The sequence below is a fragment of the Erysipelothrix sp. HDW6A genome, assembly GCF_011400295.1.
Lineage (GTDB): Bacteria > Bacillota_I > Bacilli_A > Erysipelotrichales > Erysipelotrichaceae > Erysipelothrix.
On record NZ_CP049859.1, the window covers coordinates 36,407 to 58,632 of the forward strand.

At 35.1% G+C, this 22,226-nt stretch carries 25 protein-coding genes, 1 tRNA gene and 1 other annotated feature (1 of these 27 cut by a window edge); of the genes, 11 read left to right on the plus strand and 15 right to left on the minus strand.

Annotated elements, in window-relative coordinates; translation table 11 throughout:
• Positions 1-2: 2 nt before the first annotated feature.
• The 5 genes from G7059_RS00265 to G7059_RS00285 all read right to left on the minus strand — a co-directional run bounded on the left by G7059_RS00265 (position 3) and on the right by G7059_RS00285 (position 4,633).
• Entirely contained in the window at positions 3-536 is a 534-nt protein-coding gene (locus tag G7059_RS00265; protein WP_166080076.1) for a helix-turn-helix domain-containing protein, read from the minus strand.
• Between the two features lie 152 nt (positions 537-688).
• Positions 689-997, minus strand: coding sequence for a thioredoxin (gene trxA, locus G7059_RS00270; RefSeq protein ID WP_166080077.1), 309 nt, complete (start codon positions 995-997; stop codon positions 689-691).
• Positions 998-1,059: 62 nt separating this feature from the next.
• The gene (locus G7059_RS00275; protein WP_166080078.1) at positions 1,060-1,929 is read right to left on the minus strand and encodes a diacylglycerol kinase family protein; all 870 of its coding nucleotides are present in this window, start codon (positions 1,927-1,929) and stop codon (positions 1,060-1,062) included.
• 24 nt (positions 1,930-1,953) lie between these two features.
• A complete protein-coding gene (locus G7059_RS00280; RefSeq protein ID WP_166080079.1) occupies positions 1,954-3,996 on the minus strand; it encodes an LCP family protein in 2,043 nt (680 codons plus the stop codon).
• Complete coding sequence (locus G7059_RS00285; protein ID WP_166080080.1) at positions 3,965-4,633, minus strand: hypothetical protein; 669 nt, start codon at positions 4,631-4,633, stop codon at positions 3,965-3,967. Before G7059_RS00285 ends, G7059_RS00280 begins: the two co-directional genes overlap by 32 nt.
• 137 nt (positions 4,634-4,770) lie before the next feature.
• Here G7059_RS00285 and yfcE point away from each other — a divergent pair, with 137 nt between their 5' ends.
• Positions 4,771-5,307 (plus strand): phosphodiesterase, encoded by a 537-nt coding sequence (gene yfcE / locus G7059_RS00290; RefSeq protein ID WP_166080081.1) that lies wholly within the window; start codon positions 4,771-4,773, stop codon positions 5,305-5,307.
• Between the two features lie 48 nt (positions 5,308-5,355).
• Here the strand turns inward: yfcE and G7059_RS00295 are convergent, their stop codons facing one another.
• The 4 genes from G7059_RS00295 to G7059_RS00310 form a co-directional block, all read right to left on the minus strand.
• Positions 5,356-6,183: a hypothetical protein gene (locus G7059_RS00295; RefSeq protein ID WP_166080082.1), complete on the minus strand. Its 828-nt coding sequence runs from the start codon at positions 6,181-6,183 to the stop codon at positions 5,356-5,358.
• Entirely contained in the window at positions 6,177-6,878 is a 702-nt protein-coding gene (locus tag G7059_RS00300; RefSeq protein ID WP_166080083.1) for an ABC transporter ATP-binding protein, read from the minus strand. Before G7059_RS00300 ends, G7059_RS00295 begins: the two co-directional genes overlap by 7 nt.
• Before the next feature lie 3 nt (positions 6,879-6,881).
• Complete coding sequence (locus G7059_RS00305) at positions 6,882-7,247, minus strand: GntR family transcriptional regulator (protein ID WP_166080084.1); 366 nt, start codon at positions 7,245-7,247, stop codon at positions 6,882-6,884.
• A gap of 73 nt (positions 7,248-7,320) precedes the next feature.
• On the minus strand, positions 7,321-8,157 hold the full coding sequence (locus G7059_RS00310; protein WP_166080085.1) for a DegV family protein: 837 nt from the start codon (positions 8,155-8,157) through the stop codon (positions 7,321-7,323).
• 102 nt (positions 8,158-8,259) lie between these two features.
• Here G7059_RS00310 and G7059_RS00315 point away from each other — a divergent pair.
• Together G7059_RS00315 and G7059_RS00320 are read left to right on the plus strand one after the other, a co-directional pair.
• Positions 8,260-8,336: transfer RNA gene (locus G7059_RS00315), tRNA-His, on the plus strand.
• A gap of 205 nt (positions 8,337-8,541) precedes the next feature.
• Positions 8,542-9,564: a hypothetical protein gene (locus G7059_RS00320; RefSeq protein ID WP_166080086.1), complete on the plus strand. Its 1,023-nt coding sequence runs from the start codon at positions 8,542-8,544 to the stop codon at positions 9,562-9,564.
• 27 nt (positions 9,565-9,591) lie between these two features.
• Here the strand turns inward: G7059_RS00320 and G7059_RS00325 are convergent, their stop codons facing one another.
• The 3 genes from G7059_RS00325 to G7059_RS00335 all read right to left on the minus strand — a co-directional run bounded on the left by G7059_RS00325 (position 9,592) and on the right by G7059_RS00335 (position 11,569).
• A complete protein-coding gene (locus G7059_RS00325) occupies positions 9,592-10,695 on the minus strand; it encodes a radical SAM/SPASM domain-containing protein (protein ID WP_166080087.1) in 1,104 nt (367 codons plus the stop codon).
• A gap of 395 nt (positions 10,696-11,090) precedes the next feature.
• On the minus strand, positions 11,091-11,369 hold the full coding sequence (gene nrdD, locus G7059_RS00330; RefSeq protein WP_166080088.1) for an anaerobic ribonucleoside-triphosphate reductase: 279 nt from the start codon (positions 11,367-11,369) through the stop codon (positions 11,091-11,093).
• Positions 11,370-11,413: 44 nt separating this feature from the next.
• Positions 11,414-11,569 carry a hypothetical protein gene (locus G7059_RS00335; protein ID WP_166080090.1) on the minus strand — a complete coding sequence of 52 codons (156 nt, stop codon included), beginning with the start codon at positions 11,567-11,569 and terminating at the stop codon, positions 11,414-11,416.
• A 197-nt stretch (positions 11,570-11,766) separates the two neighbouring features.
• On the opposite strand from G7059_RS00335, the gene G7059_RS00340 reads away from it, so the two are divergent.
• The 4 genes from G7059_RS00340 (at position 11,767) to G7059_RS00355 (ending at position 13,789) form a co-directional block, all read left to right on the plus strand.
• Positions 11,767-11,970 (plus strand): cold-shock protein, encoded by a 204-nt coding sequence (locus G7059_RS00340; protein ID WP_166080091.1) that lies wholly within the window; start codon positions 11,767-11,769, stop codon positions 11,968-11,970.
• A gap of 53 nt (positions 11,971-12,023) precedes the next feature.
• Complete coding sequence (locus tag G7059_RS00345; protein ID WP_166080092.1) at positions 12,024-12,527, plus strand: NUDIX hydrolase; 504 nt, start codon at positions 12,024-12,026, stop codon at positions 12,525-12,527.
• Between the two features lie 121 nt (positions 12,528-12,648).
• On the plus strand, positions 12,649-13,392 hold the full coding sequence (locus tag G7059_RS00350) for a class I SAM-dependent methyltransferase (RefSeq protein WP_166080093.1): 744 nt from the start codon (positions 12,649-12,651) through the stop codon (positions 13,390-13,392).
• Between the two features lie 82 nt (positions 13,393-13,474).
• A complete protein-coding gene (locus G7059_RS00355) occupies positions 13,475-13,789 on the plus strand; it encodes a DUF898 domain-containing protein (RefSeq protein ID WP_240920498.1) in 315 nt (104 codons plus the stop codon).
• Between the two features lie 44 nt (positions 13,790-13,833).
• Here the strand turns inward: G7059_RS00355 and G7059_RS00360 are convergent, their stop codons facing one another.
• The gene (locus tag G7059_RS00360; RefSeq protein ID WP_166080095.1) at positions 13,834-14,403 is read right to left on the minus strand and encodes a TetR/AcrR family transcriptional regulator; all 570 of its coding nucleotides are present in this window, start codon (positions 14,401-14,403) and stop codon (positions 13,834-13,836) included.
• A 127-nt stretch (positions 14,404-14,530) separates the two neighbouring features.
• On the opposite strand from G7059_RS00360, the gene G7059_RS00365 reads away from it, so the two are divergent.
• Both G7059_RS00365 and G7059_RS00370 read left to right on the plus strand, forming a co-directional pair.
• Positions 14,531-15,232 (plus strand): ABC transporter ATP-binding protein, encoded by a 702-nt coding sequence (locus tag G7059_RS00365; RefSeq protein WP_166080096.1) that lies wholly within the window; start codon positions 14,531-14,533, stop codon positions 15,230-15,232.
• Positions 15,233-15,237: 5 nt separating this feature from the next.
• A complete protein-coding gene (locus tag G7059_RS00370; protein WP_166080097.1) occupies positions 15,238-18,276 on the plus strand; it encodes an FtsX-like permease family protein in 3,039 nt (1,012 codons plus the stop codon).
• A gap of 90 nt (positions 18,277-18,366) precedes the next feature.
• Here G7059_RS00370 and eis read toward each other — a convergent pair whose 3' ends face one another.
• Positions 18,367-19,584: an enhanced intracellular survival protein Eis gene (eis, locus tag G7059_RS00375; RefSeq protein ID WP_166080098.1), complete on the minus strand. Its 1,218-nt coding sequence runs from the start codon at positions 19,582-19,584 to the stop codon at positions 18,367-18,369.
• Between the two features lie 243 nt (positions 19,585-19,827).
• Between eis and G7059_RS00380 the strand changes: the two genes are divergently transcribed.
• A complete protein-coding gene (locus tag G7059_RS00380) occupies positions 19,828-20,031 on the plus strand; it encodes a cold-shock protein (protein WP_166080099.1) in 204 nt (67 codons plus the stop codon).
• A 127-nt stretch (positions 20,032-20,158) separates the two neighbouring features.
• Positions 20,159-21,142: an FtsJ-like methyltransferase family protein gene (locus G7059_RS00385; protein WP_166080100.1), complete on the plus strand. Its 984-nt coding sequence runs from the start codon at positions 20,159-20,161 to the stop codon at positions 21,140-21,142.
• Between the two features lie 11 nt (positions 21,143-21,153).
• On the opposite strand, the gene G7059_RS00390 is transcribed toward G7059_RS00385, so the two are convergent.
• The gene (locus G7059_RS00390) at positions 21,154-21,816 is read right to left on the minus strand and encodes a hypothetical protein (RefSeq protein WP_166080101.1); all 663 of its coding nucleotides are present in this window, start codon (positions 21,814-21,816) and stop codon (positions 21,154-21,156) included.
• 234 nt (positions 21,817-22,050) lie between these two features.
• Positions 22,051-22,226: a binding site (T-box leader), on the plus strand (it continues 37 nt past the right edge of the window).

Genomic DNA, 22,226 nt, shown 5'->3' on the forward strand with positions numbered 1-22,226 from the left:
TCCTAAAATACCGGTGGTGTACATACCCAAATAATACGTGCAGTTTGTTGTGTTTTATTGACAAGACTGTGAGCCTTGCTTCCATTAATATAAAATGTTTGACCCTTTGAAACGGTTAGTACTTCATCACCATACTGTAATGAGATTTTACCTTGGACAACATAACCAAATTCTTCACCTTCGTGTGGTTCAATGATGTTAGACTCCCCACCTGGGTTTAATTCTAGAAGTATTGGTTCCATTTCATTTTTTTGTGCATTCGGTACAATCCAATGAACAGTAAAATCTTCTTGTTCATCTACGAAATAGTCATCTTTTTTAAAGACAATTTGTTCTTCTTGTTCATTCTTGAAAAACGTTGATAGATCGGAACCTAATGCTTCAACTAAATCAGCTAAAGTTGAAATTGAAGGTGATGTTAAATCGTTCTCAAGTTGAGATAAGAACCCTTTAGTAAGCTCACTACGACTTGCTAACTCTTCAAGAGTCAGTCCATTTTTGACCCTTAACTGTCGCAGTTTTTTTCCAATTTCCATACGCCCTCCTCTAGTTTAGTATCACTAAACAAATATGTTAGTAAAGTTAAACACAAATCTATTATACATAAGAGTTTTAGAAAATCAATATCAATACAATAAAAACATAAAAAAAAGTCGTTTTTTGTAAACGACTTTAAATAGTAGTGAAATTATTCTGCTGAAGCAATAAGTTTTTCTAATTCTGGTTTAGGCATGAATCCCATCTTACGATTTACTGGTGTTCCATCCTTGAATAGAATCAATGTTGGAATTGACATAACATCAAAACGTTGTGCTAATTCGCCTTCTTCATCAACATTAACTTTTACGATTGTAACTTTATCAGCATGTGTTTCTGATAATTCTTGTAGTATTGGAGCAATCATCTTACATGGTCCGCACCAATCTGCATAAAAGTCTACAAGTACTAATCCGTTATCAATTTCTTCATTAAAATTTGTTTTTGTTAAGTGTTTCATAAGTTTACCTCCTGTACGCCACACATTATAACACATAATAAGTTCTTTAGGATAGATATGACCTAAGGAGCCATTATCCTCAATTTCCCTTTTAATACTTCTACTGTGAATGTATCCAGTTCAAGAACTTCACCATCAAGACCTACCGCAACTTTATGGGGAGCCTTTACAGTTATTTTATCCGTACGATATATGTTTACTACATCTTCATCTAAATGTGTTCCTTTATAGTATTTTGGCAATAGTTTAGGAATACGACGCAAGGGAACATCTTCAACGATTGTGATATCAAGGAGTCCATCATCAAAACTTGCATTTGGTGCACTCTTGAATCCACCACCATACCATTTTCCATTCATAAACGAAGCCAGTAAGGTCTTATAGCTATGCACTTCTCCGTTGAATGAATACTCTAAGACAAAGGTCTTCTTACGAATTAATTCAATAACGGCATAGATCATGTAAATAAATGTACGTGGTATTAATTTACTCCGTGAGCTGTTAACACGACGATTTACCTCAGCATCAACACCAACATTCAGACAGTTTAAGAAATAACGACCTGCACTATAACCAATATCAATTTGCTTCTCAGTACCGTTCATGGTTCTCTCTAGAATTGTCTCAAGTGGTTCTTTAATATGATACATCCGCCAAAAGTCATTTCCTGTTCCAACAGGTACAATAGCTAGCACTGTATCCTCTAAGTTCATTCCATTCAATACCTCATGAGCAGTACCATCACCACCCACAGAATAGAGAATCGTATCAACCCCATACTTTCCTGCAATTTCAGTAGCGTGTCCTGGATAATCTGTACGAATAATCTCATACTCTTCATCACGATTTTTGAAAAAGTTATTAACCCACTCTTCAACGCGGCGATAATCACCTTTTCCCGATGTCGGATTCACAATAAATACGTGTTTCATGTATTTCTCTCTTTCGTTCCTAGTCTACTCTTGATTTGGCTTTGCCTGCTCTTGAGTTTCAGGTTTTGATGTTTCCGGTCCTGGATTTGTTAATTTCACCCTAATAATTTCAATTAATGTTCCTTTTTCTATTTCTGTATTTGGAAGTACAGATTGTGACCACAGTTGACCTTCATTAAATTTCAACTCTGCAGTGTTTGTTTTATTCACTGTACCAAAACGAATCGTGATATTGTTTTTTGTACCCCAAGCTTTGATTTGTTCATCTGTCATTCCATCAAAGTTTGGAACGGTTACACTACCTGTAGCATTTTCAGAAGGTTTTTCTTCTTGTGGTTTCTGAGTCTCAGGTTTTTGTGTTTCAGGAGTTTGCGTCTCAGGCTTTTGCGTTTCTGGCTTTTGAGTTTCTGGTTTCTGGGTCTGATTGTTAGTTCCTCCAGATCCTGAGGCAGAGTTGTTATCATCAGACATTGTCTCTAATTTACCTTGAGACCATAATACATTTGTATTTCTCTCAAATAAGTCGTTGTCTTGAATAAAGTCATAATGTTTTGAAAACTTAAATGACATATCGTAAACATTGAGAAGTTTTGTTTCAGTTGCAATATTCTCATCAATCAATCGATGAGCATTACGTACATATGATTCATAAGGTAACATGACCCACATACCATTATCCAAGAAGTGTCCATCTCCCAGAATTTGATAGTTTACGATTCTTACAAAATCAATGCCTTTTTCTGAAGATGCGTCACTTTGTTGTAAGGTGTATCCCATAAGTGCCGATAAATCACTAATTGGAAAGTTTGTTTGAATATTGCTTTTTGCAGCGTCTAATATACTAAGTAAGGTATTTGGATTTCGTGTGCTCATTACTTTCTTAGCAATTTCTGTTAAAACATATTGTTGATTCATTTGACGTTGGAAGTCACCACCTGGTAACCGTTTCCGTTCACGAGCAAATGTAAGTACTTGTTCACCATTTAATAGGTTTGTTCCTTCTGGAACTGTAATATCTTTATATTCATTCACTTTTCCTTCAACAGGGAAGGATCCTGCAAATGTAAGTGGTGATGTGATTTCTAAACCACCGAGTGCATCAACGATTTTAACAACCGCATAGAAGTCTGTTTCAAAATAGAAATCAACTTTAACATCCAAGTAGTTCTCAACTGATTTCATCAAGCATTGACGACTAATACCACGAGAGTGGTTAATTTTATCTCGACGGTTTGCTTGACATGCAATTGGTACATAGCTATCTCTAGGAACACTAGTCATCGTTACTTTCATATCTTTAGGGTTAAAGGTAGCAAGAATGATTGTATCTGAAAGATTCTCATTCAAGCCTGTAATCAATACTGTAAAAGGTTCTTTCAGAACATCTACATCTGTAACTTCAGTATCTACTGTTGTCTTAAATGTAATTAATGTCTGAGCATCTTTCAAGGGTTCGGAACCAGAAGGCATTGCTTCCGAATATCGTGCATAGTTTTTTGGCAGTACGGCATATTGTATTTTCCCATCCATACTTGCAGTAAGTAAATCAACAGCTGTTTCATAACCTTCATAGGAAACAGTTTTTGAGTATGAATTAACTTTTTCTTTTACGAATGACTCAAATGTTTCGTCTGAAATGATGTACCCAACATGAGCTTGCCCCATGTTTTCGAGTGTGTTTTCTTTATTAAACGATACAATGGAATACTCTACTGTCTCACTCTCATCAGTATTAATAATTTTATCAATTAATGAGTTAGCAGAAAATATGTAATAGAATCCAACACTTCCTATTAACAGAAGTAAAACTCCGTATGTTAAAAATACTTTCTTGAGTATTGAACCATTACGTATGTAAGCAAACACAAACAATACATTAAGAATAAGTGCTAGAAGGATTGCGACAGCAATTCCCATTACAAAGATATTTACTTTTACCTGCATATAGCGGCTAACTAAAATCATTAAAGCAGCAAATATGATATTCACACTTAGCATAACCAAGGATGCTAAGAATTTGGAGTCTACCCAGGTTTTACGCTTGGGTGTTCTGGCTGTTCTTCTCATACCTTACCTCCACTATTGAGTAAATACCTTGCTCATCTTTAACAACATATACCTGAGCTTCTTTTTGATATTTCGAAATATTTAAACTTGGGCTCTCTTTATAGTTCCACTTAATATCCACTACAAAAGCTTCAGCCTCTGTATCCTTGTCGACTTGATATTTTCCTTTAGTAACACTTGCTGTACTATCTGTAACTTCGAGACTGGAACTAATGAGACCTTTCTCAAGGTAATAGTTCATGTCATTGTAGAATGTTTCGAGTGCTTGATCACGAACTGATTTTCTAATCTCATTATGAAGGAATTGAACGCCCCCTACATCTTGAGTATTAATTTTATTTGTCCATGTGTAAAAATCAGCTACATAGTTTTTAGCAATGAGCTGAGCAACTTGTTTTTCATCTTGTGGTTTTTGTTCTAAGGCAGTTGTTAGTTCTTTGTAAATCTCTTTTTGATAATCTGTAGCATTCGAACGTAATAGATAGTATTCGTTTGAACTGATACTACTTACTGTTTTAACAGAGCTTTGATTGAGGTACCCCATTACAATATAGTACCCACCTACAGATACAACGAGAAGTGTAGAAATCATTACAAGAAAAAGATACAACTTTGGTTTATTTCTGTCAGTATTCATAATTTCACTTCCTATTTATTAATTAACAATTATACTTTAACATTCTACCACACTTAGAAACAATCTTTATGTCAATTTTGTGAATAAACACACAGCTCCAGCTCTAAATGATATAATATTTTCAAAGGAGACAAACTATGAATTATCTAATAATATCCGATATTCACGGATCACACGAATACCTTGAGACAGTCCTCAATACACCTTACCCTTATGACTTTGTGATTATAGTAGGAGATCATTTATATCATGGACCAAGAAACCCCATCCTCGCTGACTACAATCCACAAAAGGTTGCTGATTTATTGAATGCTATTGATAAGCCAATTATTGCTGTACGAGGTAATTGTGATGCAGAGGTTGATCAAATGCTATTGGACTACTCAATGATGCAAGACTACTCAGTATTCACCGCTAATAGCCTGAAAGTATACCTTACTCACGGACATCTTCTAGACCCAATTCAAGATGGCCCGACAAAGCATTGTGACCTCTTTATTTCTGGACATACACATGTTCCTATTATGACGAAAATTGATTCAACACTTATATATAATCCTGGTTCTATTGCTCTACCAAAAGAAGGACATCCTAATACTTATGGATATCTTACTGAAGGCGAGCTGATCACATATACATTAGAACATAAACCATATATGACTTATAAGATATAGAAAAACTGCAGTTTAACTCATAAAGAGATTAAGCTGCAGTTTGTTTTATTAATTAAGAACTTCCAGTTTATTATTCCAAACCCAAATGGTACCAGCAGAACAGCATACGAAGAATAAAGTATCTGTTAGTACTGATAATAGGATGGATGTTGGTTTCAAGATTCCTGAGTTCCCATAGATGACTTCTTCAAATGTTGGTGAAGGCGGAACAATCATTCCATTTACAAAAGTAAAGATCATATATATCCCTAAGAAGAACAAGAAAGCCATGAACCCTCTGTTTTTTCTAACATACGATGAATTAGCTAGACTTCCTGCAAACATAAGAATTGAAATCTGTAAGATTGTTGTTGATACTTGGCTAATCACTAATAATATAGTTGATATTATTTGGTCAGAATCACCAAGTAAAAGCGTTTTTATCATACCCCAAATTATTGCTAATTCTTCAATCAAGAAGAAATCATTAAATACCACATATAGCGGAAGCAAATAACAAATAAGCATTACAATACTTGATACTAATCCCCAAAATACCATTGTAAGTACTTTGGATGAATAAAGTTGCACCGATGATACTGGGTACGTAAACACACGATATCCATTTGTCTTATAAAGACTGACATAAGCAACTTTTACTAATTGAATTGTAGTCAGAACAACTGTTGCGATAACTAAAATCATGATTGCAAACATTGCCATCCCTAATAGCACTGATGCTATCTGTGAATCTTCGGCAATGATTGTAGAGGATGTGTTCTTTAATCTTAAAGTAACAAAGAATGTTAAGATACTACCAATTATCGATAAGATAAATACTGGTAAGAATGTTCTGAATGTTTCTTTAATTTCATTTTTAACGAGTTTAATTACCATTTGAACACCTCTCTAAATACATCATTCACACTTGCGTTGTACTGCTCACGAAGATCATCACAGTTTTCATGAAGGTATACTTCTCCATCTTTAAGGAAAACAACTTCATCAAGTACTGGTTCAATATCTGCGATAAGATGCGTTGAAATAATTAATAACGCGTCTTTTGTGTAATTACTTAATATTGTATCAATAATTGAATCTCTCGATGCAGGGTCAACACCTGCAATTGGCTCATCAAAGATGTAGATATCAGCACGGCGTGATAAACATAGTGCTAACTGGAATTTTTCACGCATACCTTTCGACATTTTCGATACGAACATTGTTGGTTCAAGATTAAGCTTGTCAAACAACTCCATCAATATGTTCTCATCAAAGTCTTTGTATAGGTCTCGATAAATATTCGCTGCTTTAATTCCATTTAAATTTCCATTAATGTATTCAACATCCGGCAAATAAGAAATACTTGCTTTCGATTCTGCCCCTACTGGGTTCCCCATAACACTAATTGAACCTTCATAGTCTCTAAGTAATCCAACAATTGTTTTTATAAGTGTTGTTTTACCTGCACCATTGGGTCCACATAAACCTAATATCTTCCCACCACTGAGTTCTAGATTAACATTTCTCAATACTGGAAAACTACCATAATGTTTTGTAACATTCTGTATACTTAAGTATGATTTTTCCATCTTTTACTCCTTATCTTCCCAAATTTCAGTAATATACGATGTGACATCTGTCACTTCTATCCCCAAATCTTTCATTCTCACAACAAAACCACGCGTGACTTCATGCGACAATGTCTTTCTAAGTTCACGAATGCGACTTTCATCACTTGTTACAAATTTTCCGTTAGTTCTATCAGTAACAACTAATGATTCACGTTCTAATTCGTTTAATGCTTTTTGCACTGTGTTTGGATTCACTTTGAACTGTAATGCAAGGTTTCGAATTGAATCGATTCTATCGCCACTTTTTATACGTCCTGAACCTATTTCATAATAGAAATATTCAATAATCTGACGATAAATAGCTACCGGGCCTTTCCCTATAGGCATATGCAACCCTCCTGTACTACATATATAATACAACAATACAAAAAAAGGTGCAATCCATAATGGATAACACCTACTAATTTATTTTCTTGTAAGCAAATACTGCAATGGAACCTGGCCCTGTATGTGCAAGAACTATTGGATACAACATTTCTTGTTTAACAGGCTTTCCAACACGTTCCTCAAGTTCTGCCACAACATTATTAAAGAGTTCAGGATCACAGTTCCCATCAACTACCGCAAACTCGTAATCATCAATATTTCTATTTTCTAAAATCTTATCAATTCCTACTTTTACTGCCTTCTTATGAGTTCTAACTTTTTCAAGCAAATCAATCTCACCTTCAGCAACTTTAAGAATTGGGAATATTTTTAATAGATTTGCAATAGCTGCAGCAGTAGGAGTAATTCGACCACCACGTTTTAAGTATTGAATATCTTCAGGAATCAATGGCGCAAACATTTCTGCTTCCATTTCTACTCGTTCTTTAATTATTGCTGGTTCAATTCCTGCTTCAGCTAACTTCTTAACATCTAGTGTAATATAAAGTAGTGGTGTAGCAACAAGCTTTGAATCAATGACCGTGACTCTTCCATTATAGTCTTTCGACAATTGTAGAGCTGTTTGATACGTTCCACTGAGTTTACTAGAAATTGGTAAGTAGAAAATATGATCATGTGTCTCCAACAGGTCATCAAAAGTACTCATTAATACTCCTAGTGGCGGCTGCGAGGTGCTTACAGTTGCTCCATTTCGCATTGCTTGAATAAATTCATCACGAGTAATATCTTCTTCTTCAATATATTCTTTTCCATCTATCATTAATGGCATCCTTGTTACGTAAATGCCTAGTTCTTGAGCTTTTTCCCCGGATATCCCAGCAGAAGAGTCGGTAATAACTGCAAATTTCATGAATTGCCCCTCCATTAATACGCTAACTATACCATACTTCAATCTTTTTTTGATACACTATTTACAAACTTAATTAGATAGGCTATAATAGCTAAGCAAATGGCGGTCGTGGCGAAGTAGGTTAACGCACCGGGTTGTGGCTCCGGCACTCGCGGGTTCGAGCCCCGTCGATCGCCCCATGTATAAATTAATCCCACTTTCTGGTGGGTTTTTTTATATTCTTTTTTACTCGGTAATATCACCAATAATTACGATTGTAATATTCACTATTATTTTACACTTTGAATACTAGTTTTTTTAATAATATTTTCTATTCTCTTCCCTTAACTATTTAGTTTCCTTGTCACTTGATATAATAGATATATATACAAAGGAGGTTTTTTTATGAATAAGTTTAAAACTTGGCTTGAACCAGCTTCACATAAATTAATAGCTGTTGTTCTTGTTATTGCAGTTGTAGTAGCAGGATTCTTTGGAATCAAAGCAATTTCATCTCCCCAAAAAGATCCTTTAGTTTTCAAGGATTCCATAATATTTGAATATGGGGAAGAGTTAAGCAATACCGAGCTTCTTGACAGAATAATAGATAAGGAAAAATCAAGCTATACCTCATTATCAATTGATGAAAATCAGTTTGACACTTCTATTATTACTCGTAAACAAGAAGATAAGAAGCCAGCTCCAGAGTTTGAAATAGAAATAATTTTAGATAATAATCCAATAAAAAAGAAAATACAGTATGAAGTCATTGATACTCAGTCTCCGGTAATTAATGTTTTTGATGAGACCACCCAAACTGGATCCGCCTTAAAGTTAGATGATATCTACACTGCAGAAGACCCTGTAGATGGTAAGTTAAGCCTGGAATTTTCTGGTGAAGTTAATTGGGATAAAGAAGGTGAATATCCTATGACTGCTAGTGCTACTGATAAAAATGGTAATACAAGCGAAAAACCATTTATAATCACAGTTACTAAGAAAACTGTTTTAGCTACAATTCAGCCCGAGAAAGAAGACTGGGTTGTAGAGTATACAGATAACAATCTAAAAGAGCTCACAAAAATTACAGGAAACACCCAATCAACTGCTAAGCGTCTTGTGTTTGTAATCAAGTCAAAATCAAATGTAGGTAATAATCCTGTTGGTTTAATCGGCATACCATGCTCAGATTCAGGTGTCGCATTTGACTATGAACCTGTAGGCGAGTTCACCTATAAACAAAAAGCAAAAGAAAATGTTGGTGAAGACCGACTCATGGATTATCTTGAGAAAGATTTATTCCATTTTGTAATCAAAGATAATAAACTAAAGGTTATTCCAAACACCCAAAATCTTAGCATTCAAGAAATGGATGCTTTAGATATGAGTGATGGATTACATGTTGTTAGTGAAGTAAGTTGTCGATAGAAAAACCGTCTCTAGGGACGGTTTTCTTTAGCTTTGACTGTTAATTACAGATACAACTTCAGGATATGTTGCAACCATATCTTGCAATAGAAGTTGATATCCACATGTATCTTCATTAATAAATGTAGGACGCATTCTCTTGCAGTTACCATTGCATATCTTTTGGAATGGGCACGTTTTACATTTTTCTGGCAACACTTGGTCATGATCTTTAAATGTTTCCATTACATCTTGTTCTAATATGTCATCTAACTTCATAGTATTGATATTTCCCGATTCAAACTCATCAAGTACGTAGAAGTCACAAGGATAAACACTTCCATTTGCCTCAACAACACATTGTGACTGACAGAAACCTAACATTCCACAACGATCAGGATACCCTCCCATAAACATAGTAATTACATTATCGATTAAGCTTTCACTGAGATAGTGTCCTTGTTTAAAGTCGTTTAACCAAAGTTCATAAAACTTCGTATAAAAACTTCCATACAGTTCCGGAGTACACGCGTAGAGGTCCTCCTCAGCACTTATTCCAAAGTTTGGCAAGCAAGGTATAAGTTGCACAAACTTGATCCCTTGTTCTTTATAAAAGTTGTAAAGTTTCTCAGGTTGTTTTGCAAGTTGTTTCGTAAGTACAGTGAGTACATTATATTCAATATCATGTTTTTTAAGTAATTCTAAACCTACTATTACAGCATCATAAGATCCTACATCGTGGAGAAAACGCATCATATTATGATTTTCTTTAAATCCATCAATTGAAATACCCACTAAGAAATCATACTCTTTAAATAATTTACACAATCTATCTGTAATTCGTGTTCCATTAGTTTGTACAGCGTAACTAACCTCTATTGCGCCACGGTTTGCCTGAGTGTAGTCTATAAAGGCTCTAAAAAAGCGATGACCCGCTAGTAATGGTTCACCACCCTGAAACATAAAATTAACACGGTCAAACTGATGCTTGGAATCAAATGCATCATCTACTAATTTTTTCCATGTTTCTTCTTTAATTAATCCATGACTTTTAACGACTCTACAATTGCTGACGTCATCATAAAAACAATACGTACACACGCAATTACATTCAGCAGAAGCAGGCTTTATTAGAATTGAAGTCTCGCGCATATTCCCTCCAATATACTTTGAGTAATGCAACTATTATACCATAGTAAGACTGTCTCAAAATCAAAGCTTATTGAATAAGAAATACTACGACAGCAATGATAAGTAAGACACCAATAACGAGCAAGGATCGTGCAATAACATTATTATGTTCATCAAGTAGCCAATCTTTGAAAGTTTTCATACTTACCTCCTCTTCAAGATAGTCCTGAATCAAAAATAGATACGAAGTAATCCAATGTTCCCCTAACAAACACGGTATCAATGAGCCGCTTCTGCTTTCTTTACATCTTAATTATACCACATCTTGTTTCATCAAAATAAAAAACCAGGATTATGAAATGTTCCTTTGTTAAGTGTTTTATCAACTAACAATAGTTCACTCCATAATTCCTGGTTTAGATAATGTTGTGTTTTACTCTTTGATTCTCTTCTGCTTTTTTTGCATCGTTGAAACGTTCTAGTGTCCCCACTAAATAACCTGTGATTCTTCGAATCCTTTGAAAATCTATAGGATTTGTTGACCATTTTGCATCAATAAATTCTCCATCGACTTTTAGTTCAATCGATTGAATTGCTTTGTCTTTATTTCTTTCCAATACTGTATCCACATAGTATTTGATATGTTCTTCTTCCATACCTTCTGGATAGACTACTGTAATATTATTGTAATTCATCTCCGTCACCTCACCATCGCATTATACCTTATTTAATATAATTATTAAACTGTTTCCTCATTCTTTGGGTTCTCAGATTCAATTTCTTTGATTTGACGATAAGCGAGGAGGATGCCCTCTCTAACTGCTCGAGAAACAATTTCAAACAAGATCAATGCAAAAAAGGCAATTCCAAAAAACCAAACCAATAGTACGATCATAATTGTCCCCTCCTTCTTATATAAATATTATACCCTTTAACCATAACAATCGAACACTAAAAGTGCCGTTTAGTCCACAATTATATTGACTACATCCCTATATAATGATATTGTTTGATTGTTATAAGAAATCGTACACTTTATAATATCTGTTGTTATTAAATGTAGATCCTTATTCTAGACAGGAGGTATTATACATGGAAACAGGAAAAGTAAAATTCTTTAATGCTGAAAAAGGTTTTGGATTCATCATCGTTGATGGTTCAAATGAAGAAATTTTCGTTCACTTCTCAGCAATCGTTGCAGACGGTTACAAATCTTTAAACGAAGGTCAAGCAGTATCATTTGATATCGTTGAAGGACAACGTGGCAAACAAGCTGACAATGTACGCGGACTTTAATTCCCAAAGAGCCTAACGGCTCTTTTTTTATTTTCCTATCATGTATAAACACTATGAAACGTTATACACTTTCCGATTATCACGATCACTCTCCATTTAAGTCGACCCGACTCGCAGTACGGGCAATAATCCTTGACTCAAGCAGAACAAAGATACTCACTCAATTTTTAAACTCATGGAATATTACAACAATCCCTGGTGGTGGAGTTGAGGACCAGGAAACCTTGGAAGATGCAATCATTCGTGAAGTTCTTGAGGAAACAGGCTATTCTACACGTATTATCACTCCTCTATGTGAGGTTGAAGAATTTCGTGAACATCAGCTCTTCCATCAAATCAACACCTTCTATGTACTAGAAGTCGATGGTATCCAAAATGAGCGCAAACTATCAACCAAAGAACAAGATTACGGCATCTCTAACGAGTGGCTTGCCCTAGAAGATGCCTACACTCAAATTTATACGCAAGATGTCGATACAAAGCAGCGATGGTTTGTACAGCAACGTGATATCTTAGCATTTAATTATTTTTTCGAAAATTATAGTAAAATGATATAAAGCGAGGTAATACTATGAAACGAATTATCAACTCGATACGATAAAGTGCGACACCGTATCGAGTATGTCGAATTTTTATCGTATCGTAAACATCAATAAACATACTAAAGGATAAAAAATTATGAATAATAAATTTGAATTTTGGCTTCAAGAAGAAGCCGCAAGCTTTTCTGGATGGGATTTTTCATATCTTGATAATCGGTGGGAGATGGAAGATTTACCTTGGGACTATTCTGAAATTGTAAAGAATTACCTTAGTCCTGATCTTCTCTTACTTGATATGGGGACAGCTGGAGGTGAAAATCTCCTTAGTTTTAATCATCCTTTTAATAACACATCCGTTACTGAAGGATATGAACCAAATTATCAACTTTGCAAGAAAATACTGGAACCCTTAGGAGTAACTGTAAAGTTTTGTGATGATGATCTGTTACCTTATGATAGCTGTTCATTTGATATCATCATGAACAGGCATGAAAGTTACAATCTATCAGAAGTACTTCGAACACTAAAGCCTGGTGGTGTCTTTATCACTCAACAAGTTGGAGCAATGAATAACTATAAGCTTTCAGAGTTTCTTCTTGATATTCCACACATTCTCAAGATAGAAAATACTTTGGACCACAACATACATATAGCTGAAAATCTTGGTTTTGAAATCCTCAATAAAAACGAATTCTACGCTCGTTTAAGATTTTTTGATATTGGAGCGCTTGTATACTATGCGAAAATAATTGAATGGGAATTCCCAAACTTTTCGGTAAGCAAACACTTTGGTAAACTAAGTCTATTAGATGATATCCTTGATAATCAAGGGTTCATTGATACAATAGAGCACAGATACCTTCTCGTATTAAGAAAATAATGACGTTAATTTACTTTATAAACACTTTACATACGAACTTTCCAATGGTATGGTTTGATTATATTATATGGGAGGGAAGATTATGAGAGATTCATATTTTGATGGTGGACTACTGGAACTTATTTTATACAGACTCTTAGGTTTCTTAGTTACACTCTTTACACTTGGAATTTGTGCTCCATGGGCAGTTACAATGGTAGAAGGTTACATGGCAAAACACACAGTCATCCAAGGTCGTCGCTTACGTTTTGTAGGTTCTGCGTTCGGTTTATTTACTCAATGGATTAAATGGCTCTTGTTAATATTTATTACATTTGGTATTTACTCATTCTGGGTACAGATTAAAATGAAACAATGGGTCGTTGCCAATACAATATTTGACGACGAAAGTTTCTAATTATTAAGATCAAATTAAAACACTGCCAGGCAGTGTTTTTTCATTTATCGAGGCATATATCCCGACTGTCCGTAAATTGAAATCGTATATATCATTTCTGATACTTCATGAATATCGCGTGTTTCATCTTCTTTTAACCATTTTCTAACGACACTGACCGCACCTGTAGCTAAAAACTCGAAAATGTATTCAGAATCTGGGTGAACTGGAATACCTGTATTGTGATTCATAAAGTTCTCTCTCTTTACGATATCAATTAGTTGTCGGATAAATCCTTGATTAGCATTATCACCTAACATAACTAAAACAATACGTTTATTCTCCAGGATATACTCTAGAATCTTTTCAATAGGTTGAACGGTGAAGGAACGGACATCTCCGATGTTTTCTTCTGCCAAAAGTGAATTGATAGAATCAATCAAACCCTTCTCTATACTTACAAGAACATGCATTGGATTATCATAATGTGCATAAAAAGTAGAACGGTTAATTTGCGCATGTTCGCAAATTTCCTTAACAGTAATCCGTGAAATATCTTTATGTTCTAGCAATTCGATCATACTACTGTTGATAGCTGAAATAGAACTTAGAATTCTTTTATCTGTCTTTTTCATAGAATCATCACCCTTTTCGTATTTATCCAACACTTCTTATGAATCTGTTTGTTGTCAAGAATCATTACAACCATTATAATTTAAGTGTAAAAGATATTCAACACTGTGTATGATAAATGGAGGTTCTATGACATATATTGAATTTAAAAACGTTAAGAAAGATTATCATGTTGGCGACATTGTTATCAATGCTGTAAACAATTGTGATTTTACAATCGATGAAGGTGAATTTGTGGTTGTACTTGGTCCTTCTGGTGCTGGTAAAACCACAATTTTAAACTTATTAGGGGGAATGGATAGTGCTACTTCAGGTAGTATTTTTGTTGCCGGAGAAGACATTACCCGTCTTTCAAAAAAAGAACTCGTGAAGTATCGTCGCGAAAGCATTGGATTTGTCTTTCAATTCTATAATCTAATAGAAAATCTCAGCGCTAAAGAAAATGTCGAGATTGCAGTTCAACTCAGCAAAAGTGCTCTTGATGCTAATCATATTCTTGAACAAGTTGGACTAGAAAATCGTCTTAATAACTTCCCTTCTCAACTATCTGGTGGTGAACAACAACGAGTATCTATTGCTAGAGCTATTGCCAAGAACCCAAAATTACTACTGTGTGATGAACCTACTGGTGCATTAGATAGCAACACCGGTCAACGAATTATCGAACTTCTTCAAAAGAATTGCCGTGAGTCAGGAATTACTACTATCATCATTACCCACAACGCTGCAATTGCAGAAGTTGCTGACAAAGTTATACGAGTCCATAACGGAACAATATCGGAAGTAAGTATTAACACAAATCCTAAAGCAGTGTCTGAGATTGCGTGGTGATTTGAATGATCTATAAAAATGCATTCAAGAAAATAAAGAAGTCCCTAGGTCGATACCTTTCACTATTACTAATTGTATTAGTAGGTGTTGGTTTTTATTCTGGAATTGAGATTACTGCCCCTGATATAAAAAATGTAACCAACACATACTACCAAGACATGAAGCTCTTTGATGGAAAAGTCGTCAGCACTTTTGGTTTGACTGAACAAGACCGTGTTGCATTAGAAGGATTGGATCTTGTTGATAAAGCATACGGAACCTATGCTACCGATGTTTTTGACGAGGACAAAGTCATCCGTATCCATGCCATTAATAATCATATTAACCTTGTAAATCTCGTAAAAGGAAGAATGCCAGAAAACACCCATGAGATCCTCGCAGATAAGCGATACTACTCTGTAGGCGATACGATAAAACTTAAAGAAGATGACGAGCTCTTACTAGTTGATGAGTATACGGTAGTCGGGACGATTGATTCGGTACTGTATATTGGCGATGACTATGGTACAAGCACGAAAGGAAATGGTAAACTTAACTCATTTGCTTTTGTACTTGAAGAAACGTTTGATAGTGACATATTCACCGAGATTTATCTTCATCTGGATGAAACATTATCTTCTCAAAACAATGATGATTATGCCGCTACTATTTCAGAATTAGAAAAAAATATTGTTGATATTAAACCACAATACATTGAACTTAGACGTCAAGAAATCATTGATGAGGCCATGGTTGAAATCAATGAGAACCAGGAGACTCTAAATAAAGAAAAACAAGATGCTCTAACAAAGCTCAATGATGCAAAGAAAGAAATTGATACGAATCAACAAAAGATTACCGATGGAATTGCACGTTTAGCCCAAGAAGAGAAGACACTAAACGAAACTATTAAGACTACCCAACAAAAGTTTCAAGATGGTAGAAAGAAAATTAAGGATTCACGTGCTCAATTAGAAGCAAGTTTAACGTCTTTAGGACTTGATAAAACAAGTCTTGCCTCAACCATTCAAGTCTTACAAGTTTCAGTCAAGACTATGGAAGAGCAACTCGCTCAAATTCCTGAGACAAATCCTCAACATCAAGTCCTAAAACAACAATTGCAAGAGACCCAAAAACAACTTGCGTCCCTTACACAAGTTCAAACTGCATTTACTACCCTTGATGCGGAAGAAATGAAGCTCGATCAAGGTGAAGCACAGTTTGAAACCGAAGTTAATAAAGGACACAATGCGATTAAAAATGGTCGAACTGAACTAGTTGATAGCCAAAAGAAAATTGATGAAGCTACTACAAAGTGGTCACAATCATATCGTGAGTTTGAAACTGAAATTGCAGATGCTCAAAAGAAAATTGATGATGCCATTATCGAAGTTAACGATATTGAAATGCCACAATGGTTACTCTTTAACCGAAAAAACATCGGTACTTACGAAGAGTTAAATTCAAGCATTAACGTTATCTCATCAATTGCACAGGTATTCCCACTGTTCTTTGTTCTGATTGCCCTACTCATGACTTCAAACTCAATGTCCCGAATGGTCTTTGAAGAACGTTCTGAAATGGGTACCCTTACATCCTTAGGCTATTCCGATGCAAAGATTATGTCGACCTACCTCATCTATGCGGTGAGTGCTGCACTAATTGGTGTGTTAAGTGGTTTCTACCTTGGTAGTTACGCTATACCTCCACTTATCTTCACGACCTTTGCAAAGTTTAGAATCCCACCACTCGAATTACTTACCAATAATCTTGTACTTATACTTTCTCTTGTGGTATCAGTAGTCGTTATGGCGTCTGTGACCATCAGTTCTTGTTATAAGGAACTTCGACACACACCTGCCTCTCTTCTTCGCCCTGAGGCCCCTAAACGTGGCAAAACCATTCTTTTAGAAAGAATCACATTCTTATGGAAACGATTCTCCTTTAACTGGAAAGTTACCCTTAGAAATATGTTCCGTTATAAAAAGCGAGGGTTAATGACAATCATTGGCGTTGGTGGATGCACTGCACTCTTAGTCGTTGGATTTGGACTCCGTGATTCGATGAGTGGTATTGCTGAATCACAGTATGGAAAAATATTCAAATACGACACGATGATCACCCTAAAAGAAACAAGCAATCAATTTGAAGACATACATAAAGAAAAACTCGAGGACTTTAATATTGACAATGGTCTCTTAATAAATCAATCTTCAGTTACTGTAGTTGATGGTGGCGATACATTGAGTGCATACTTGATTGTCCCTGAAAACTTAGACTCCTTTGAATCATTCTTTGGTCTCTATGACTCAAAATCTAAAGAAGCTCTAGATTTAGAAAATGGGGCAATAGTATCTGAAAAACTCGCTGACACCTTCAATCTAAAACCTGGAAGTACATTAACACTCCATGACAGTAATTATCTAACACATCAATTTGAAGTTGCTGCAGTAGCAGAAAATTACATTTCCAATTTCATTTATTTAAGTGAAGATAATTACAGCACTATCTTCAATTCTAAAATCGATTACAATACACTTGTTGTGAACAGAGGCAATGCAAACGCTGATTCACTCGCAAAAACATTGATTGACGATGAATTTGCAGTCAATGTCTCATTCACAGAGGATATGATTCAAACAGTCTTAGATACTAATAAGAGTCTTGATGGTATAGTTATTCTTATCGTTGCTGTAGCATCCTTACTGGCAATCGTCGTACTCTACAACTTAACATCTATTAATATATCTGAGAGAACACGCGAACTAGCTACACTAAAAGTTCTTGGATTCTATGATAAAGAAGCAAATAGTTATATTTATCGAGAGGCTTTTGTACTGACTCTCTTAAGTATAGGAATTGGACTACTTGCGGGTAAGTTCCTACATGTTTATGTCATAACAGTTATTGAAGGTACAGGAATGCTCTTCTTTAAGACAATTCAACCACTCAGCTACATCTATTCTATTGCGATTACACTCCTGTTCTCAGTACTAATGCAGTTCATTACCTATCGTGTAATCTTAAAAATCAATATGATTGAAGCTCTAAAATCAATAGAATAACACAAAAAAACTTGGACCAACATGAAGTGCACTCCAATAATTGGCGGGACCAATTATTGGGTTCACTTCAATATCCAAGTTTTCGTTTTTCTAGAAGTAGTCCGAGAAGTATGCTTGCTCGTTAATTGCATAAGAGTTAAGAAGTTTCAGAGAATCTTTGGTCCCTATAATTCTACCAGCCCTTACAAGTTGACTAACAGAGCGGTATCCCATTAGAAGCGTGGTGAGTGTCCTAATATCCATACTTACCAGATGATCACTAATATCATTGGTAATTTCTACTTTTGAATCATCGAAGCGAATCGTATGAATACCATTATTCCACGGTGCAGCATTATCTTTAATATCTAAGCTTAGGTATCCTTTTCTGTTTGTGAATGGATAGGACTCTAAGAACTTATCCACATCTACAATACGTGCCATGTAGTATGGCTGTATTGTTTCCACAATATCACTATCATCAAATCCAAAGGCGATTGCTTCACCTGAGTAATTCTTACCTTTTACGGATTCTATCATTGAGAAATGTGCCGAGATAAAGTTCCATAAACCGCGTCTTGCATCTTCATTTAGATAAATCATTTCTTTAATATAGAAGACTTCATTATTAAGCCAATAAAAGCATAAACCACGGGCTTCACCTTGTTCATCATAATATACTGCAGCAATTCGTTCTGCTTCATCTTCCCAGCGCCAATACTCTTCCCAAGCCAAGGTATCACGAAGCATTGCACCATGCGTCTTGACTACAAAGTCATTGTAGAGCGTCAGAACATCTGGATCATCCACATTGAGCCGTTCAACATGCCCTAGCACTTCTACTGTAGAAGGCAACTGTGTATCTTTAATTGTATATTCCATTACATCCGATATGATTTCCCATCCTTTATTACGATACAAAGGAATACTGTACGGATATAAATACGATATGTACTGCCCTGTCTCTCTCATAGTTTCGAGTGCTTTTTTGATAAGCCCACTCACAAGCCCCATCCCTGCATATTCAGGATATGTACCTACTCCTGTTACACCACCCATAGGCATCATGACTCCATGAACATTGATGGTACATGGATAGATTGCAAGTTGGGAAACAAGATCTTCATCTTTAAACCACCCATACACATCCGCCTTGGAAAGAATGGGTCTTTTTTCCTTAATGATTTCTGCTTCATCTTCATAACCTGAACTCGTAATGTCGCTTTGTGTCACTTGAAATACGTAGCGCAATAATTCATTATACTGATCGATATCTTCAACATTCAGCTTGCGAAGTTCAAGTTCGTCCTTTATATCATATGCCGCCATAATTGTCCCTCTTCTACTTAAGTACATTCTATCATTTTTCTACGTGAATTGTGTGAAAATAAAAAAATCACTAGTTAGTTAAACAGCATAATACACAATCTTTAAGCCCTTTTACACCTTAAAGAGGTTTGACTGAATTATGTTTTAATGGTACTATTGTTAGTGTTATAAGAGCTACACTGTTATATATGATATCATCATTATTTGTGTACGACTTATTCTAGTTAGGAGGCACAACTTAATATGGAATCAGGAAAAGTAAAATTCTTTAACGCTGAAAAAGGCTTCGGTTTTATCATCGTTGACGGAAGTAATGAAGAAGTATTTGTACATTACACAGGAATTGCTACTGATGGCTATAGAACCTTAGAAGAAGGTCAAGCAGTTTCATTTGAAATTGTTGATGGTCAACGTGGAAAGCAAGCAAGTAATGTAACACCACTTTAATTATCATAATAAAGAGCGAAAGCTCTTTTTTTGTTCCAAATTAAGATAATTTTCAGTCTCATCTATCGATACTTATACTTTAGTCCTTGATTATGGGTTATAATCTTCATAAAGGGTAGGACAAACTATGAAATATATTATTACTTGTAATGACAACACACAAAAACAACTCGTAAATGAGTTTAAATATTACCGTATTCCTGGTACATTTACTTGGTTCAATAGTACTGATGCACTTTTTGATACCACACTTGACTTGGATACATTTTATAAAAAAATTATTGGGTATCCGATGATTTTCGTACGCCACTTTACTTCTGTTGATGCTACTACATCATTAGGTAACTTTGATGATATAAAGAACATCACTATGGATAAAAACCTCACATTTTCAATACAATTAAGTTCTCCTGTTGAAATTAGAAAACAAATTGTGGAGATACGAAACCAATTAGTGGACACATTCAAGAAAGACGGTTTAGCACTTGATGTTAAGAACCCTGAGCAAGTGCTCACCATATATGTAAATAACGATACAGTTTATTATGGTGTAAACAAAACAGAGCAACTTTTAAGCAAGTGGGCGAGTGGCGCAATCCATTTTTCCCGTGCTCTTTCAACTATATCCCGAGCAGAGTATAAACTTCGTGAAGTCTTTGATGTTTTCCCACTAAAATTAGAAGGAAATATTGCTGTAGATCTAGGTGCTGCTCCTGGTGGATGGTCCAAAGTCCTTAATGATTTAGGATTTGAAGTGTATGCAATTGACCCAGCTGACCTTGATCCTCGTCTACTTAGCCTTGAAGGCATTCATCATAAGAAAATGACATCTCAACAATTCATCTATGATAACCCTAACTTTAAATGCGACCTAATGGTTAATGACATGAAGATGTCATCCCGACAAAGCATTCATATATTTGAGGACCTAGCTCCTAATTTATCGACGAATGGTCTTGGAATAATTACCATTAAACTCCCTAAGAACTATACATTCTCAGACGCACTTGAAGCATTAAATCTTCTTAGAACAAACTTTGAAATTGTTTATGCTCGTCAATTATTCCACAACCGCAATGAATTTACCGCAATAGTAAAGCCAATCAAGTGATTGGCTTCTTTTTATACATCAATTTGCACATTAAATTCTTGCGAACTCTGACCGGTAATACCTACTATCCCCCAGAACGTAGCAATTAACTTTGTCTTATCATTTCCAATAAAATCAATAATAAAAGGTCTATCATAATGTAACTCATCTGAAATATTAATATACGATTCATTACTGTCCATCGCATATAACTTAACAATTAATTTATTAGGAAAATCCCCATTTTTTTCATGAATGCAGAAATCTTCGAGATCTTTAAATGTATAGGTTCTATCTTCTAGAGACATATCTTTATTGAGTCTGAATTTTTTTAAGTGAACAATCTCTGAGTCAGTATATTCAGCAAGTAGAGATGCTGAAATGTTGTGTTCTTTTGAAATTTCTAAAGGAAAGATAATTTGGAAAAAAGACCCATGAACTTCTTTAGGGTTTATTTTAATATCTACACCTAAGTGCTCGATTGTATCAACATGATGAATAAGTTTTGAGATAGTTTCTTCGTCATAAGAAAACCTTACTATTTCATTGTTTAAGTTTTCTTTTGAAATCACATCTTTTGCGCTGTATGGTATTCTAACAATATTTTCGGTGTATTTTTCTCTTTTGCTTAAATAATATGTAGCAAAAGATATCCCTAAGCCAGCTAATACTGAACTTATAATTAATTTTCTCATTCTCTTAACCTCACGCTCATAGTATATATCCTTTATTGCCCCATAATTGCAATATGTCATAAAATGATGTTTTAATGTCTTACAAATACATATTCGCGGCTTGACTTATGGTTTTTGGGGCTGTGTAGATGACAATAGTATCAACTTCATAAGAAACCTTTTTCAGTTATTGAAATATTATCCATTATTTTTCAGTATATTCTTGACATTGTATTTTATATCGGCTATTATTCTATTACATCGTTGAAAAAGAGAGTAGATATACTTTGGATCTAAGCGAGCTAGGGTTGGTGGAAGCCTGGTGATACCAAATATATTGAACCGCACTTTGGAGAAATTGAGTTGAACTCACAGTAGGCTCAGTCGCCAGCTAGCGTTATAGCATTGAGGGGTCTTGTCATACATACAAG

Excerpts from the sequence above, each read along its gene's own strand:
- G7059_RS00380 (WP_166080099.1), top strand. The coding sequence starts at position 19,828 with ATGGAATCAGGAAAAGTAAAATTCTTTAACGCTGAAAAAGGCTTCGGT.
- G7059_RS00385 (WP_166080100.1), top strand. The coding sequence starts at position 20,159 with ATGAAATATATTATTACTTGTAATGACAACACACAAAAACAACTCGTA.
- G7059_RS00355 (WP_240920498.1), top strand. The coding sequence starts at position 13,475 with ATGAGAGATTCATATTTTGATGGTGGACTACTGGAACTTATTTTATAC.
- G7059_RS00335 (WP_166080090.1), bottom strand. The coding sequence starts at position 11,569 with ATGATCGTACTATTGGTTTGGTTTTTTGGAATTGCCTTTTTTGCATTG.
- G7059_RS00325 (WP_166080087.1), bottom strand. The coding sequence starts at position 10,695 with ATGCGCGAGACTTCAATTCTAATAAAGCCTGCTTCTGCTGAATGTAAT.
- G7059_RS00310 (WP_166080085.1), bottom strand. The coding sequence starts at position 8,157 with ATGAAATTTGCAGTTATTACCGACTCTTCTGCTGGGATATCCGGGGAA.
- G7059_RS00305 (WP_166080084.1), bottom strand. The coding sequence starts at position 7,247 with ATGCCTATAGGGAAAGGCCCGGTAGCTATTTATCGTCAGATTATTGAA.
- yfcE (WP_166080081.1), top strand. The coding sequence starts at position 4,771 with ATGAATTATCTAATAATATCCGATATTCACGGATCACACGAATACCTT.
- G7059_RS00340 (WP_166080091.1), top strand. The coding sequence starts at position 11,767 with ATGGAAACAGGAAAAGTAAAATTCTTTAATGCTGAAAAAGGTTTTGGA.
- G7059_RS00300 (WP_166080083.1), bottom strand. The coding sequence starts at position 6,878 with ATGGAAAAATCATACTTAAGTATACAGAATGTTACAAAACATTATGGT.
- G7059_RS00360 (WP_166080095.1), bottom strand. The coding sequence starts at position 14,403 with ATGAAAAAGACAGATAAAAGAATTCTAAGTTCTATTTCAGCTATCAAC.
- G7059_RS00390 (WP_166080101.1), bottom strand. The coding sequence starts at position 21,816 with ATGAGAAAATTAATTATAAGTTCAGTATTAGCTGGCTTAGGGATATCT.
- G7059_RS00295 (WP_166080082.1), bottom strand. The coding sequence starts at position 6,183 with ATGGTAATTAAACTCGTTAAAAATGAAATTAAAGAAACATTCAGAACA.
- G7059_RS00265 (WP_166080076.1), bottom strand. The coding sequence starts at position 536 with ATGGAAATTGGAAAAAAACTGCGACAGTTAAGGGTCAAAAATGGACTG.
- G7059_RS00275 (WP_166080078.1), bottom strand. The coding sequence starts at position 1,929 with ATGAAACACGTATTTATTGTGAATCCGACATCGGGAAAAGGTGATTAT.
- G7059_RS00365 (WP_166080096.1), top strand. The coding sequence starts at position 14,531 with ATGACATATATTGAATTTAAAAACGTTAAGAAAGATTATCATGTTGGC.
- eis (WP_166080098.1), bottom strand. The coding sequence starts at position 19,584 with ATGGCGGCATATGATATAAAGGACGAACTTGAACTTCGCAAGCTGAAT.
- G7059_RS00370 (WP_166080097.1), top strand. The coding sequence starts at position 15,238 with ATGATCTATAAAAATGCATTCAAGAAAATAAAGAAGTCCCTAGGTCGA.
- G7059_RS00345 (WP_166080092.1), top strand. The coding sequence starts at position 12,024 with ATGAAACGTTATACACTTTCCGATTATCACGATCACTCTCCATTTAAG.
- G7059_RS00350 (WP_166080093.1), top strand. The coding sequence starts at position 12,649 with ATGAATAATAAATTTGAATTTTGGCTTCAAGAAGAAGCCGCAAGCTTT.
- G7059_RS00280 (WP_166080079.1), bottom strand. The coding sequence starts at position 3,996 with ATGAGAAGAACAGCCAGAACACCCAAGCGTAAAACCTGGGTAGACTCC.
- nrdD (WP_166080088.1), bottom strand. The coding sequence starts at position 11,369 with ATGAATTACAATAATATTACAGTAGTCTATCCAGAAGGTATGGAAGAA.
- G7059_RS00320 (WP_166080086.1), top strand. The coding sequence starts at position 8,542 with ATGAATAAGTTTAAAACTTGGCTTGAACCAGCTTCACATAAATTAATA.
- trxA (WP_166080077.1), bottom strand. The coding sequence starts at position 997 with ATGAAACACTTAACAAAAACAAATTTTAATGAAGAAATTGATAACGGA.
- G7059_RS00285 (WP_166080080.1), bottom strand. The coding sequence starts at position 4,633 with ATGAATACTGACAGAAATAAACCAAAGTTGTATCTTTTTCTTGTAATG.